Annotated in this window: 13 protein-coding genes; 8 read left to right on the top strand and 5 right to left on the bottom strand. The window is 51.6% G+C overall.

Going from position 1 to position 15,597, the window contains the following annotated elements; translation table 11 throughout:
• Positions 1-49: 49 nt before the first annotated feature.
• Positions 50-1,633 (bottom strand): phosphoglycerate dehydrogenase, encoded by a 1,584-nt coding sequence (serA, locus tag PJI16_07830; GenBank protein ID MDT3777467.1) that lies wholly within the window; start codon positions 1,631-1,633, stop codon positions 50-52.
• Between the two features lie 204 nt (positions 1,634-1,837).
• A complete protein-coding gene (gene serC, locus PJI16_07825; GenBank protein ID MDT3777466.1) occupies positions 1,838-2,920 on the bottom strand; it encodes a 3-phosphoserine/phosphohydroxythreonine transaminase in 1,083 nt (360 codons plus the stop codon).
• 199 nt (positions 2,921-3,119) lie between these two features.
• Between serC and PJI16_07820 the strand changes: the two genes are divergently transcribed.
• Positions 3,120-3,398, top strand: coding sequence for a hypothetical protein (locus PJI16_07820; protein MDT3777465.1), 279 nt, complete (start codon positions 3,120-3,122; stop codon positions 3,396-3,398).
• A gap of 55 nt (positions 3,399-3,453) precedes the next feature.
• Here the strand turns inward: PJI16_07820 and PJI16_07815 are convergent, their stop codons facing one another.
• A complete protein-coding gene (locus tag PJI16_07815; protein MDT3777464.1) occupies positions 3,454-4,473 on the bottom strand; it encodes a tetratricopeptide repeat protein in 1,020 nt (339 codons plus the stop codon).
• A gap of 37 nt (positions 4,474-4,510) precedes the next feature.
• Entirely contained in the window at positions 4,511-6,001 is a 1,491-nt protein-coding gene (locus PJI16_07810) for an FAD-dependent thymidylate synthase (protein ID MDT3777463.1), read from the bottom strand.
• A gap of 186 nt (positions 6,002-6,187) precedes the next feature.
• On the opposite strand from PJI16_07810, the gene PJI16_07805 reads away from it, so the two are divergent.
• Positions 6,188-7,552 (top strand): sodium-dependent transporter, encoded by a 1,365-nt coding sequence (locus PJI16_07805; GenBank protein ID MDT3777462.1) that lies wholly within the window; start codon positions 6,188-6,190, stop codon positions 7,550-7,552.
• Positions 7,553-7,679: 127 nt separating this feature from the next.
• On the top strand, positions 7,680-7,847 hold the full coding sequence (locus PJI16_07800; GenBank protein ID MDT3777461.1) for a hypothetical protein: 168 nt from the start codon (positions 7,680-7,682) through the stop codon (positions 7,845-7,847).
• Positions 7,848-8,335: 488 nt separating this feature from the next.
• Here PJI16_07800 and PJI16_07795 read toward each other — a convergent pair whose 3' ends face one another.
• Positions 8,336-8,527 carry a hypothetical protein gene (locus PJI16_07795; protein MDT3777460.1) on the bottom strand — a complete coding sequence of 64 codons (192 nt, stop codon included), beginning with the start codon at positions 8,525-8,527 and terminating at the stop codon, positions 8,336-8,338.
• A 260-nt stretch (positions 8,528-8,787) separates the two neighbouring features.
• Here PJI16_07795 and PJI16_07790 point away from each other — a divergent pair, with 260 nt between their 5' ends.
• The 5 genes from PJI16_07790 (at position 8,788) to PJI16_07770 (ending at position 15,180) form a co-directional block, all read left to right on the top strand.
• Complete coding sequence (locus PJI16_07790; GenBank protein ID MDT3777459.1) at positions 8,788-9,369, top strand: acyloxyacyl hydrolase; 582 nt, start codon at positions 8,788-8,790, stop codon at positions 9,367-9,369.
• A gap of 628 nt (positions 9,370-9,997) precedes the next feature.
• Complete coding sequence (locus PJI16_07785; GenBank protein ID MDT3777458.1) at positions 9,998-11,503, top strand: alkaline phosphatase family protein; 1,506 nt, start codon at positions 9,998-10,000, stop codon at positions 11,501-11,503.
• Between the two features lie 231 nt (positions 11,504-11,734).
• Positions 11,735-12,994, top strand: a complete 1,260-nt coding sequence (locus PJI16_07780; protein MDT3777457.1) for a glycosyltransferase family 4 protein — start codon at positions 11,735-11,737, stop codon at positions 12,992-12,994.
• A 74-nt stretch (positions 12,995-13,068) separates the two neighbouring features.
• A complete protein-coding gene (locus tag PJI16_07775) occupies positions 13,069-14,037 on the top strand; it encodes a glycosyltransferase (protein MDT3777456.1) in 969 nt (322 codons plus the stop codon).
• A gap of 6 nt (positions 14,038-14,043) precedes the next feature.
• The gene (locus tag PJI16_07770) at positions 14,044-15,180 is read left to right on the top strand and encodes a glycosyltransferase (protein MDT3777455.1); all 1,137 of its coding nucleotides are present in this window, start codon (positions 14,044-14,046) and stop codon (positions 15,178-15,180) included.
• The last annotated feature ends 417 nt before the right edge of the window (positions 15,181-15,597 follow it).

Raw genomic sequence — 15,597 nt, 5'->3', positions numbered from 1 at the left:
CCAACTCGAAATGTTTGGCCAAGATAGTCTGCAGAAAGAAACCGTCTAGCTAGCTTAGATCAACCATGCGAACGGACAGAATATCTTTCTCTTTCTTGAGAAGATCCAACACGGCGGAAGCGAGTGGGGCATCCAGACCAATAATTAGCAATGCCGATGCACCACGCTCGACCCTCGCGCATTGCATCCTGGCAATATTGACATCATGCTGCCCTAAAATCTGACCAACCATGCCAATCACCCCAGGGCGATCCACGTTATCGATCAAAATCATTTGGCCTTCCGAGACTACTTCCACCTGAAATTGGTTTATTTCGACAAAACGTGGCTCTTGACGATGAAAGAGCGTTCCACCAAGGGAATACGTACGAGGACCAGCTTCGACCTTGATCCGAATTAGACTGGAAAAGTCTCCGGCATCACTACTCTTCACTTCCTTAACTTCAATACCACGTTCTTTTGCCACGATAGGAGCATTCACGTAATTAATGACATCTTCCAAAATAGGAGAGAGCAGACCCTTTAACACCGCGACGGTCACGGGTGCCACGGTAAGTTGAGCCACTTCACCAAAATACTCAATGGTGACGGATTTAATCCCTCCATCTAATAATTGGGCCTGAAATCGCCCCATACGCTCGGCCAAAACCAAATAAGGCTGCAGTTGGGGAAGTACTTCTGGTGCCACAGAAGGAACATTCACAGCCCCTCTGGCAATGCCTCGCTTGAAATAATCAACGAATTGTTCAGCAATACCAATCGCCACATTCTCTTGAGCTTCTTCAGTAGAAGCGCCGATATGAGGGGTGCAGGTAAAGTTATCAAGAGACATAAGGGGATGCTTGGGATCCACTGGCTCAGTTTCAAACACATCAAAAGCCGCCGCTGCAACTTTTTGAGATTTCAGCGCATCACATAAATCCTGTTCATTAATGATTCCGCCTCTGGCACAATTCACGATCATGACGCCATCTTTCATCTTCCCTATTGTCTCGGTGTTGATGAGCCCTCTCGTTTCATTGGTCAAAGGCGTATGAACCGATATCACATCAGAACGATGAAACAATTCATTTAATTCCACCACTTCAATTCCCATCTGCTTTGCTCGATCAACGGCCAAGTAAGGATCATAGCCAATCACATTCATGGACCACCCCTGAGCCAATTTTGCAACGTACGACCCAATCTGGCCTAATCCTACCAATCCCAAGGTCTTATTATAGAGTTCTGCTCCCATAAACCGTGCTTTTTCCCATTTACCTGCCTTCATGGACATGGTCGCCTGCGGAATTTTTCGACTCATCGAAGCAATCATCGACATCGTGTGTTCCGCAGTGGTAATTGTATTGCCGCCCGGGGTATTCATGACCACAATGCCACGCCGGGTTGCCGCTTCACTGTCGACATTATCCAAACCGGTTCCAGCACGTCCCACAATACGAAGACGAGTTCCTGCTTCGATCACGTCTTTAGTGACTTTGGTTGCAGACCGAACAACTAAACCTTCATATTTTGGTATTTCTTGAAGTAATTCCTCTTTCGTGAGCTTGGTTTTCACATCCACAGAAAATCCGGCCCGCTCTAAGACTTCAACTCCTTTAGGGGAAAGGCTGTCACTCACTAAAATATTCATAGTATCTCCAAATAGGGGAGGCCCCACTTAAATTCGCACAAAGCAACATCGAGGAGTCTTGCCCGTTAATGGGGCATCTCATTCACATACACCCAGAGAGACTCACCTACTTTTCATTCAACCCCACGAACACTGATAGTGTATTCACAATACATATCGGCATCATACTGGGAAGTCATTCGTAACCGGGATTCCGGAGAGACGTTAGGCTTTGCGTTTCTCAAAATCGGCCATAAAATCAATTAACGCATCAACTCCGGCTTCAGGCATCGCGTTATAAATACTGGCGCGCATTCCACCAACCGAGCGATGACCTTCGAGTGTGGTTAATCCTGCCTCTTTCGCCTCTGTAATAAACGCTTTATCTAAATCAGGATTGGCCAAAATGAATGGGACGTTCATCCAGGAACGAGAAGATTTTTCTACCGGATTGCGGTAAAATTTTGACCCATCAATTGCCGCATAAAGTTTACCGGCCTTCCGCTGATTGATGGCACCCATCGCCGAGAGGCCACCTTGCTTTTTTAACCACTTAAATACCAAACCGGCAATATACACCGCATAGGTTGGAGGTGTATTCAACATAGAATCCGCTTCGGCTTGCTTGGCATAATCGTACACGCTTGGAGTAATCGGCAACACATCTCCGATGAGATCGTCCCGCACAATCACTAAGGTTAAACCAGCGGGGCCGATATTTTTTTGTGCGCCAGCATAGATGATTCCAAACCGACTGACATCAATGGCACGCGATAAAATAGTTGATGAAAAATCGGCAACTAACGGTACCGCGCCGGTATCTGGCACCCAGTGGAATTCCACCCCACCGATCGTTTCATTTGGCGTGTAATGCACATAGGCAGCATCCTGACTTAATGCCCAACGTTCAAACGGCGGAATACTGGTAAAATTATCGCCTTCGGAAGATGCCGCAACATTTACTGCACAATATTTTTTAGCATCACTTACGGCTTTTTTGCCCCACGCACCAGTCAGAATGTAATCAGCCTTACTTTTCCCACGTAAGATATTCATGGGAATAGTTGCAAATTGAGTTGATGCCCCGCCTTGCAAAAAGAGCACTTTGTAATTAGCGGGTACTCCTAATAAATCACGGACATCTTGCTCGGCTTCTGCGGCCACCGAGACAAACTCTTTCCCACGGTGGCTCATTTCCATGATTGATGCACCGGAACCGTGCCAATCCGGCAATTCGGCCTGAGCCTGTTTCAGCACCTCTTCCGGCAGGATCGCCGGCCCCGCACTAAAATTATATAACCGCGACATTATCGGACTCATCCTCCATACTTAAACTGGCCCCAGGAAAAACCACTGGCCTCACCAGCGTGAAAAAGGGAGTACGCTAGCACAGGGTCCCAGACCAGTCAAGAAGAGTACGGAACCTTGTTATTCCAATTTTGGATACCCTACAATGACCCGCGAATAGAGAGCGCTTTCATAGAGATGAAGAAGGTGGGAGAATAACTTGGGGACACAAACAGGGTTGAGATTGGAACAACGTGGGGATGGGAATTACTATAGAGTTATTCTCCATATTGGCAGTACTTTTATCCCCATCAGTGATGACATTGTTGAGGAATTACGAACGCATATCGCGCTCACGCCTGACCAATTTTTTCCAATTTTCGTCAACAAGGTGGGGTACTCTTCCTACTTACAAGAACAGATACGAAAGGAAGTACAGAGCACAGGAGATCTCATCCCTCAAATGTCGGCCATTCAACAGTTCTTTAGGCAAGAGTAAACTCTCCCTACCAACCAGAATGTCCTCTACCGATTAGCTATTGCGGTAATCTGCCCTATCCAAGCAGTTTATCCATAAAATTGAGAATGCGCATTTTCCGGTCTGGATCCTTCTCTAAAGAGAGTGCCCGTTGATAATGCTGCACCGCCAGTTCCGGCTTGTTTTTTTCATCATAGATCCGGCCGACGCCAAAAGTGGCTTGCGCATCATTAGGATTCGCTTTGAGCGCGCGGCTGAAATAATCCATCGCAAAATTGTCTTGCCCCTTATCATATAAAAACCAGCCGATCGCCGTCGCAGCTGGAGCAAAATTCGGTTCCAGCCGAAGAGCTTCTTCATACTGTCGTTTGGCTAAATCCAATCGTCCCCTGTTTTCATACAAACCTCCCAAGGCGAAATGAACCTCAGCATCATTGGGAATAATCTTCAATGCTTTTTTATATTCTTCAATTGCCAACTCCAACTTTCCTTGTTCGGCTAGAGCACATGCAAGATTGGTATGCCCAAATGGTTCATCAGGACGGAGTTTCAAAACTTCCCGGTATTGGGGAATAGCCATTTCCAACTGCCCCTGGTCCTGATAGGCCACTCCAAGCTTTAGGCGAGCTGCCACATAGGAAGGGTCTCGCTTTATCGCTTCGCGATAAGCTTTGACAGCTTGGTCGATGCGGTCTTTGACCTGATAAATCTGCGCCAGGAAAAAGTATGGATAAGGAGAATGTGGAGCCAAAGCTCCGACTTGTTCATACCTGACCACCGCGTCTTCCAGTCGGCCGCACTGCGTATGAAACACGCCTTCAAATAACAAGAAATTTGGATTATCGGATCGATCCCTCAGTAAGCGCGCAATCCACTCTTTAAGTATTTGCACATCGGTCTCTTCTCCAAAAGCCCGAGGATAGACCTGCCACGCTTCGGCAAAATCCCCTCGCAACATGCAGACGACATTCAACGCAAAAAACGGCAAGGGCCCGCACTCAGCTTGCTCCGACCACCGTCGTGCCTCTTCATAGACGACATCCCATTCACCTTGGCAAATGGAGTCATTGATCACACGCTCATAATCCACACTCATGCCCACATCCTTTGTCGAGTTCAATACTGCCGAGACACTATCGCGTCAGCGAATCTTCAATATCAGGGGAAGTAGCCTCAATGAGAGTCCCCAAATACGGATGTCGTTCAAGCATCTTTTGCTTCATCAGCCACGCCACGGTTCGATACGACCAATGGCCCTTTACCCCGGACCGTAATTTGGCAATATATTCAACTTCCGCAAAATCCATCTTAAACAAACACCGAACACGAAACCCAAATGGAATGGCATAGAGTGCCGCTTCCTGATTGCTGACGCGCAATTGCTCAATATCCGATTGCACGGCATCCATAGCCTGCCGATACTCTCTCTCCACTCCAGCCTCCGCCAAAACCGACGGCACCTCATACCCATGAATCGTCGTAAAATTCTGCTGAATCTGCTGACAACGTCGGTGCCGGTGCATATCCCGCCACCCCCCGATATCCATCAGAACATCAAAGACAAATGCATACCCGGATCGAAATTCCTTTATTAAGTCATCATGAGGACCACGACCACGAAGCGCGGCATCGACCACTTCCTGCTTCTCTTTCTCTGACCACTGCTGTACCCATTCAAGGAGTACCCGATAAGGGGCATGACTCACTCGGTACACCAGCGTCGTCACTAATTCATCCAACGGGGCATGCGGCTCCAGCAAATCAACCGGCTGATCCTTGCCTTTCCACGATTTCGGATCATCATAGCCTGCCGTCTTCAATCGTCCTTTCACCTGGCGAAACACGTCCCTGTAAGCCGACCCCTGATACTCGTTGGCCTCCGCATACCGGGCTAATGTCGGCGCCAAGGGCTCTAACCCTTTGGTCTCTTCCTGATGCAACTCGGCCCACACCGTTGAGGGTGATTTGGCGCACGCCTCCTTCAGATCTTCACCAATTCCCTTCAACTCCGGCAATTGAGCAGATAGCAAACGCGTGATTTGCTTTTCCAGCGTACGAATACTTACCACCTGCCCCACATTCGTCATGGCCGCCAGTGGAAGCAGATAGCGAATGACATCATAAGTCCTGGCACCGATGGTCCGGGCATAGTCTGCCGGCTTCATCGTCTCCGGCCTGGGATACCGCTTACCCAGATGAGTTTGGATCGGATCTTTCAACAAACGATAAATGTTATAGAGACTCCCAAGGATGCCGCGATATTCGCCCTCAATTTCGCTATTGGCAATCTCGTTGGGCACGTAACACCCGGCTGCGGCAAAGTTTTGATAGCGGCTGGACTTGGCCTGTCCATCCCACAGCGGCTCATCCTCAAGACGAATCGCCGCCAGCTCGGAAATCTGCTCGAAACACACCGTCGCGTGACCCAAATCGGCAATCGAGCCATGCCCATACGCAAAATAAAACTGCTCCCAAAACTTTTCGGAAGAATGAGAATGGACCCATCGCAGACTCTCCTCAATAGAATCGGGCGAACGGCTATATCGAGCCAAAGCATAAGCAGATTTTTCCGGTGGCATCGGCGCCAAAGCAATCACTTTTCGATTTCGTTGTTCGTCACTCATCAACTCAACCCTTCCAACTCCTCACGAAAGACACACTCGAAACAGAAGAAGGCGACACTATAGTCAGACAGGAGCGACATCTCAAGTCAGACGTTATCTCTACGCCAGGCATACTTTAAAAACCTTGAAAGTGTCTGGCACCTACACTACACTCCCCTGAATCTTCAGGGAATAATTCTATCTTCAATGAATATCTCCGATCGACAATCGGTACATGGCCAATGGTCCTCACGATGGACCTTTATCCTCGCGGCTACGGGTGCAGCCGTAGGCTTGGGCAATATTTGGAAATTCCCCTACCTCACAGGACAAAATGGAGGGAGTGCGTTTGTTCTCGTTTATATCCTCTGCGTGGCAGCCCTGGGAATTCCATTGATGATGGCCGAAATTTTGTTGGGGCGTAGAGGACGCTCCACACCCATTCGTTCCATGCAGATTTTGGCTAAAGAAACTAACACCACTCAATGGTGGCAGATAGTTGGATGGTCCGGGACTCTGGCAGGCATGCTGATCCTTTCCTATTACAGTGTCATCGGCGGGTGGACCCTGGCATACATCTTCAAATCTGCAGGAGGAACATTTAGTGGCGCCAGCGGCCAATTTGCTGCGGACACCTTCAGCAGTTTCGTGGGGAGCGGAACCACTCTCTTCATCTGGCACACAATTTTTATGGTTTTGACCATGGGCGTCGTGGCGGGTGGCGTCAAAGGCGGTCTGGAACGAGCGATTCAATTTCTCATGCCAACCCTTTTCATTCTATTGCTACTCATGGTCGCCTACAGCATGACCACCGGGTTTTTTGGCAAGGGTCTGGAATTTCTTTTTACCCCGGACTTCAGCAAATTGACTGGCGCTAGCATGCTGACGGCGATGGGGCAAGCCTTCTTTAGTCTCAGTCTCGGTATGGGCACCATCATGATCTACGGCTCCTATGTCCCCAAGGACACCTCAATTGCCTCCACCTCCATTATCATTGGCCTCGCCGACACCTTCGTCGCCTTATTAGCCGGCATGGCCATTTTTCCAATCGTGTTTGCGAACAATTTGGAACCCGGCTCTGGCCCAGGTCTCATTTTCCAAACACTGCCCGTCGCGTTTGGCAACATGCCCGGCGGCCTCGCCTTCGGTTCGCTCTTTTTTATTCTCCTGCTGGTTGCCGCCTGGACGTCGTCGATTTCTTTGATCGAACCACTGGTCACATGGCTCATTGAAACGCTTGGATTATCACGAATCAAGGCTTCCCTGTATTCAGGGTTTGCCACCTGGCTGATTGGCCTCGGAACAGTCGGGTCATTCAACTGGTGGGCAGAAATCACATTCTTCGGAGGAACCTTCTTTGACCTGTTAGATTTTGTGACATCCAATCTCATGCTTCCCCTGGGTGGAATTCTCATTGCCCTCTTTGCCGGGTGGCTCATGAAGGCCGAAAGCACTAAATCCGAACTTAATATTCATAATCCTACCCTCTACCTGGCCTGGCAGGCCCTCGTACGTTACATCGCCCCGGTTGCGGTGTTTATTGTCCTCCTCAATGCGATCGGCATTCTATAGCCTGAAGACCGACAAGTTTGCCTAATTTTCCGCAGTCTCTAACAGACATCCTGATTTTTGGGAGAATATATTTCAAGAATTCCTGAGACCAATCCGACAAGACTCCTGAGCGAAAGGAGACTCCCTCATGAGTGAAATTTCTGCATTAGCTGCCGCCAACTTCCTCAACCAAGCTGCGCTTCCCCTTATTCAAGCAGCCACGATACCCCAGGGGAATCCGTCCTCATCGTCTTCAACCCAGGACACGGTATCGCTTTCCTCTGATGCCAAAACACTTCACGCACACCACAAGTAGCCCGTACTCAGGACACCTGAAAAGTTCATTTCAGGGACGTCATTGAACCTTTTAGGTCCCCTCCTTACTGCTTGACTGATTATTCAGATGAATTCATTCCAGCAAGCCTAAGACCGAACTCAGTTCAGGAAAAACGGCCATCTACTTGAAGTGGAACCGTGTCGAGCCACTCTTCCAGCGGCCGGGCACACCGGCACTCCACATGCCGAGCTTATACCTACGGTAATCCAACAGCCTTGTATGTGAATATTCCCTGCCCCCAAATGCCTCGAGACCACCCACCAACCCCAATCGACCTGGAACGCTCCTCACTATGTGTCCGGGCGATCATTCAGAAGATTTCGCTGGAAGCCGTTTGAGTTTCATAAATTTAATTTATGATAAACCCGTACTGCTTAGTTGCGCGCAGAAAATGAAATTCTATTGGGTAGAGGAAAGAACAAGATTTCGTAAAGTTGAGAAAACCCCTGTTATTAAATCGGCCAGCGTCAGGGAGAGGGGTGAGTCTGGTCAGGCTGGGTTGATTGATCCCAGGGTATGCCTTGCTCTGAGAGATGAGCCAATTGATTCGCCCGGTTGATAAGTTTATCTAACTCGCGAACGGCCAGGGACAGTCGCTTGAAGGAATCCTCCCCAACATTCTTGGAAGGGTTGTTAAAATGTAGGGAAGAAGATTCCATTTTTTTTAACCCCAATAGTCTAAAGATTGTAACCCGTTAGATTAAAAAGTTCATTGAATTGTTGGTTCCAATTATGAGAAATTCCTGCTCATTGCTGGAGTTTCACGAACACCGCCATGAGAAATGAACGAAACTTGACCACAATTGATGTCCAATTTGTAAACCATAACCATATTCTTTTGCATACATCCCGTGAAACCGAAAGGAAATTCATGTTTAAGGGCTTAAAAAAGGAACTCCTCTTTATAGGTGTGATGGGTATGATATGCATTCTCCTTATGGTGGGACCAACTTGGGGGTCAGATTTTGATGCGAGAAGTCGTGTGACTAAGGGCACCCTCGAATTCGGATTTCTCACCGGGTTTTGGCAAGGGAATAATGCCTTTGGCAACGAGCCGTCGGCTAATCGCAGTGGAGTCTACTTTCTGCCTCAATTGGGTAAGGTTTTGACGGATGAGATTGGCTCAGGTTGGACATCGGGTAATGTCGAACTTTTAATTGAACCGTTGGCTGCTCACTATTATGAACCTTTTAGCGCCTCGGCGTTCGGAGGCTCGTTAGTGGTGAAATACAATTTCCTCAACTTTGGACGTTGGATGCCATTTTGGGATGCCGGAGCAGGCATGTTGTGGACGGATTTGGGACCCCGGATTCCCGAACAAAGCACGCAATTTAATTTTGTCCTCCAAACGGGTCCGGGCGTGTCATATTTTGTGACGCAGAACATGGCAATGACCTTCGGCATTCGGTTCCATCACATTTCGAACGCAGGGATTGGCGAACGGAATATAGGGTTGAACGGCTGTCTGTTTAATGTCGGGGTTTCATTTTTTACGCCGTAAGGTACGGTGAAGGAATTCATAAAATATCTGACGAAAATTTCACAACCACGCTTTGCTTGAGAACGAACGTTTCTGTGTTTTCCAATCTTTTGGTCATCCACCAACCGATTCAGGTAGATCCCTATGGATTGCTTCCAGTCTGGAAATACCCTGAAAGATCGGCTTCAGGACGATTTAGCATATCAGGCGATGACGCCAACGCTTCGGACAGAATAACTTTTGGATGCGTGACTTCACATTGCGCAAAGTCATTCGATAAGAATTCGTTATGCCAAATTTCTGGTTGGGAAGGTCATCTTCGTCGGCGCCAGTCGGATATCCACCGCCACAATTGATTTCGCAGGGTTTCGAAAGCATAATACTGGGCATTCCTTGAGTCTCTGCAGAGGGAGCAACAATGGAATGAGGTTGCTTTCATTGTTTATATAAAACTGGACAGTTTCATTTATATTCTTTAAGAATCCGTCAGGAATAGAGGAACACAAAAGGAGTTCCCTGCAAACAAATTTTTTTTGGGCTCGGGGCTCGGAAGTTATATCTCTTCAAGTATTGTTCCGGAACGCAGAAGCAGGGTGCTCTTGATCTCTGGGCACATGCGACTGACCAAATCTCGCATAAGAATCACCCCATGATCGCAATCATCTCTTTGGAAGCTCCATCGCGTCCCCTCATGGAGCAGTTGATCCGTGACAATCGACTGCCGAATTTCGCGTCTCTTCAACAAAAGGGGGAGGTTGTCGAACTCGCCCCCCCCTTTCTTGATGGAGCCGTCTACGCCACTCTTTACACAGGTCAGCATCTGTCCGAGCACGGGGTTTACTCCTTGTTTACCTGGTCGGCTCCCGAACAAAAGCTACGGCTATCCCACGAGCTGATACCGGATGACACCCTATTCCGACGACTGGACCGGGCAGGCAAACGAGTCCTTGCCATAGATCCACCTGAGCATCCCTTGCAAGAGCTGAGGAACGGTATCGTCGTGAGCGGATGCCAGTTTCGATCGCGGGTCCATTTGGCCAAATGGTCGCGTCCTTCCGGCGCAAACGGGGAACTCTTGAAACACCTTGGCAAGACACCAAGAGGTGAGGAGACCTTTGGTCAGCCGTCACAACGCCATTTGCTTCACCTCCGGAAGATCCTCATACAGGCGCCCGGCCGTCTCGCGAGCGCTGTTGAACAATTGCTGGAGGAAAAGAAAGCCGATGTTCTCTGGGTAGGCATGGCTGCTGTCCATCTTGCGGGTCACCAGCTTCGGGATCCAGCGTCCGTCGACGCCATCGGGCAGTCCACGGCCGGAGCAAGTCTGCTGGAGGATTCCTTGATTGAGGTCTATCTCGCAGCCGACGCAGCACTTGGTCGAATAACACGAATACTGCCTGACAACGCAGATATTCTCGTGTTCTGGGCAAAGGGAATGGGTCCGGAGACCTGTCGGGCCGATCTTCTTCCCGAGATGCTGGAACGGATTCTGAACCCGCGCCCCATCGTCCACACGTCATCAGGAAATGACATCCTGACGAGACTGCGGGCGATAGTGCCCACCTCGCTCCGCTCTAAAGTCGCAGATGCCTTACCGGATTCATTGTCTCTCCAGCTTACAGCTCGACTGGGGACAATCGGGAAAGATTGGAAGACGGTACGGGCCTTCACGCTTCCTTCAGACGGCCCTGGATTGGTTCGACTCAACATCCGCGGGCGCGAGCGAAATGGGATCGTCACCGAATCCGAAGCAACCGTGCTCCGCGACCAGATTACCGAAGGCTTGCGAACCTTTTACGACATCGATGGTAAAGAATGCATCGCGGACATTGAACGCCCAGGAGACCATTTACCTCCAGGGCACAAAATAGACAGGCTTCCCGATCTGGTTATCCGATGGAGTAACCAATCATCGACAAACCTGCGCGGCGTGATTTCACCGAAATACGGCACGGTGTTGCGCGGAGGTGCGGGATCAGGGCGATCAGGAAACCACATACCCGGCGGGGGCGCGATTATCGTCCCACGATCGGGAACTTATCGCCCGATCAATAACCGGACCCCAAATCTGGTCGATCTGAGCGCAACGGTCTGTGCAGCAGCGGGTATTCCCTACGAGGACCTTCCCGGCCAGTCCCTTCTCGCATATGACTAAAGACTATCTGGCCGGATATCCAATCAAATCACCCGTCATATTCGACAAAATTTAATGGGTAGTATCTTGAAAAAGAATGTCCGAACAAAAGTCAAACATCAACAATATCTTAGAATCTCATGTGGCTTTCGACTCACTTCATGCTATTCTATTTGGAAGATTGAGCGGCCCCATCCGGGACAATTCCTCTAGCATACCGCTCCCTAACAAACGAAAAGGCCTCATTCAAATGTGCTGTCTCAGCACCGTTGCACATTTCTCAGCAAGCTGAGGAGAGGATCCTGCGCGGGACCCATGAAACGAATAACGGTCTTGTATGCCTATCTTGGATTTTACCGCGATGCCGGCGGGGAACATGCCCCGTTGGGCCTGGCCGAGGAACTTGACCGCGAGCGCTTCAGCTTTGAAATCGTCACCTTGATGCCCACCACCTCAAGAATTGGCGCTGCGGTCCAGGCGACGGGGTGCCCCGTGCATGAGCTGAGGCTGGGTATCCCGCGGCTTACTAACCCAATCGGCATGCTCAAGGTTCTCAAGGCCTTTTATCAGACCTTCCGCCGCATCCAACCGGACATCGTGCAGACCCAATCACCATTTTGTAATGTGTGGGCCCGTCTGGCGGCCAAACTGGCGCGCGTGCCAATCGTCATCGCAACGATTAATTTTGATGAACCACCGCCTCCCTGGTTCCTAAGGCCGGTGATGCGTACCATGCAGAGCTGGTTGGCCACGAGCACCACCGCCTACGTCTGTGTGGCCGAGCATGTGCGACAGAACCAGTTACATCCCGACGAATGGGACCGTGCCGAAATCATCCACAGCTTTTTCGATCTCCCACGCTTTCTGTCAGGCCGTGCCAATTTGCCGGCCATCCGCGCGCTCACCGATCCCGCGCGGCCAGTCCTCGGTCTTGTCGGCCGGCTCGAATTCGAAAAAGGCCATCGGGTGGCGATCGCGGCCATGCGGACCATCGTCGAGGCCATCCCCGGGGCTCGCCTCCAGATCGTCGGGACCGGCAGCTTGGCACAAGCCCTCCGGGAGCAAGTGGTGGCCCTCGGCCTCTCGGCATATGTCGAGTTCACGGGGCACCAACCACAGATTTGCGAGATCATGACCCATATGGACCTATTGCTGATCCCGTCCTACAACGAAGCCTTCGGAAAGGTAGTATTGGAGTCGATTGCCGCCGGGGTCCCGTTAGTGGGAAGCCGGAGCGGGGCCTTTCCCGAAATTCTGGAACACGGAAAATACGGGACCTTGGTCGCCCCCTCCGATCCTGCCGCGTTGGCCGACGCGGCCCTCGCGATCATCGCGAACCCGGCCCCGGCCTTGGCCAAGCTGCGGGCGGCTCGCGCGACCGTGCTCCCGCGCTACACGAAAGAGGACAGCGCCCGACACCATGCGGAACTGTATTGCCGGTTAACCCACACGTCTTCGGGACACATTGCCAAACGGCCTCCCGTCAGGAATAATTCCATTCCCGTGGAGTGAGTGGCGGGTAGAGTCAAGACAGGCGCCGCCTGTAAAAACAGGCGCGCGCAAACACAGCAACTGGAGGAAGACCCATGCGTGAGAAGGAGCAGCCGGAGCCCGGCCCCACTGCCAGGCCGGTGGTAAGCGTGCTGATTGTGGCGGACCATGACACCGAGCGCCACGCCGAACTGGCGGATCTGCGCAGTTGTCTGCACGCCCTCGCCGCCCAGGAGGTGGACGCCCCCGTGGAATTTCTGCTCGTCGAGACACAAGAGCGGGCCCGAAGCCTTCCGGCGGAGGTGCTCGCCCTGTTACCGGGCTTACGGGTGATCGGCGTGCCTCATAATGCGACCTACGAACAAAAGAACGCGGGCGCACAGGCGGCGCAGGGGGACATCATCGCGCTCTTGGATGTCGACTGCATTCCGGTGGCCGGCTGGCTGCAGGCCCTGATCACCACGTTCCGGGCCCATCCCGACTACGTGGCGGTGAGCGGCCGCACCAGGTATGAGGGCAAAACCACCAGCGAGCGCTGTCTGTCGGTCCTCTCCCGCGGCTTTCTCGATCCCGGCAAAGAAGGCCCGACCCGCTTCATTTCCAATAACAACTCCGGGTTTCGCCGGGAGGTGTACGCACGGTTTCCCCTGCCGGAGGGAGAAGGCCCCTACGCCGCGCAGCTCCAATCGGCGGCCATGAGGCGGGACGGCGGCCGTTTTCTCTTTCAGCCCACCATGACCGTGATCCACGACTTCGAGGGCTGGACCATGGAGCGGGATATTCGGTGCCATATCGGCTGGGCCACGATCCGAATCCGGCAGATTGATCCCGGGTTGCGATTCAGCTGGCTGCTCCGGCTCGGGCCGGCGTCCATTCCGTTGTTTTACATAGGGCGGGTGGTGGAGAGCGTGGGGACGTGTCTCCGGGTGGGCCATCAATACGGGCTGCGGCTGACGGACTATCCCGTCGCCCTGGGACTGACCCTGTGGGTTCATTTTCTCGAAATCACCGGCATGCGGCTGGCCTTCCGGCACCAGCGCGTCGACCACACGAAATATCGCTGACTGCTTATGGCCAAGCTCTTGATGGCGTCGCTGGTGGACCCTACGACACACCCGGGGGGAGCCGGGACGTACACGCGCGGCCTGCTGGCGGCCCTGGAAACGAGGCACGCCGTCCAGGTGGTGGCCCCCCGGCACCCGCCTCCAGGCCCTTGGTATCGGTCACGCCAGCTCGTGGCGTTGGCCCGGTCGTGCCTCTCCCCCCTGCCCGCCTTGCCGTTGTTTACCCGGCAGCCGGAGTTGACGCGGCGAATCCGCGCCATCGCCCGCTCTCAGCCCTTCGAGGCCGCCGTGATCAACGGCGGGGACATGTTGTGGGCGATCACCGAACTCCCGCCAGAAATGCCGACCGTGCTCATCGCACATAATCTGGAGCACCAGGTGCTGACTCAGAAACTGGCCAATTACCCCTTCCTTTCACATGTCCTCAAACGGGAAATTAGCAAACAACGTCAGTATGAGATCGAGGGGTTCCGTCGTTCGCGAGGAGTGATATTTCTTTCGTCAACTGAAATGGCTTGGAGTTGCGACCAGGTCCCAGGGTTGCGAACGCTTCATATTCCGCCCTTATTTACTAATCCTCCCGTGATTCGTCAGCCGCAACTCAACGGCCCTCTGCGGCTTGGATTCCTTGCCGATTTCGCATGGTGGCCCAATCGCCAAAGTTGGAAGTGGGTGATGGAGAATATCCTTCCCAAGGTACGCCGCCCAATCACCGTTCACGTCTTTGGGCGACAGAGTGACCAGATACCCACTTGTGACAACGTGATCTCCCATGGCTTTGTCAAAGATCTTCGAGAGGTATGGGAACAGGTGGATATCATGATCTGCCCCATACGCGAAGGAGCCGGTGTAAACATCAAACTTGCGGAGAGTCTGTACAATCGAATGCCCGTTCTTGCGACCAACCAGGCTGTACGTGGCCTCACATGCTCATCCGGGTCGGGGCTGGTGACCATCGATAGTGCTGAGGAATGGGTGACCTTCTTGAATTCGTCCGAAGCTGAACGACTTGCCACTCAAGTCCCATCAGAGGCATTAAGCCAACAATTCGCTATCGACCAGTATAGGGAGAAGTTGAATAACTTCATACTAGAGGTGGTCGTTGATGGGCTGAGGAACCAAGAGCAGTCCACAAAACCATGATCCTGATTCGACTATGGACACATGACAAATCGTATGGGCAATACCCGTTTTTCCCATGGCACGACTCCCACAGATCCAACCTGATTTGTTGGGATCTATCACCTGCCTCATTTCTCACACTCCATACAAAAAACCGAATACCCCCATGCCCAGTAGGGAAGCAATACAAACTCGGAATTGACCCACCACAATTACGGAGAACCTTGACCAATAGCCCTTTTCAAAAAAAATTTGATTAAGGGACAGCCCATTAGGAATCTCTTGCGAGATTTTCCTCTTTCATGATTATTTTTGTTGAAAAGAACAATGAGGTGAGTGGGAACTTGCAGAAGAGCGAAACAAAGAACTGTATAGACAGATCCTGGTGATTCAAGCTCAAGGGGATTGGGTTGAATAAGATCGGTTGTGAAGGAGGAC

Source organism: Nitrospira sp. MA-1 (assembly GCA_032139905.1).
Classification (GTDB): Bacteria; Nitrospirota; Nitrospiria; order Nitrospirales; family UBA8639; genus Nitrospira_E.
This window is presented reverse-complemented; position numbering and strand designations above follow the sequence as displayed.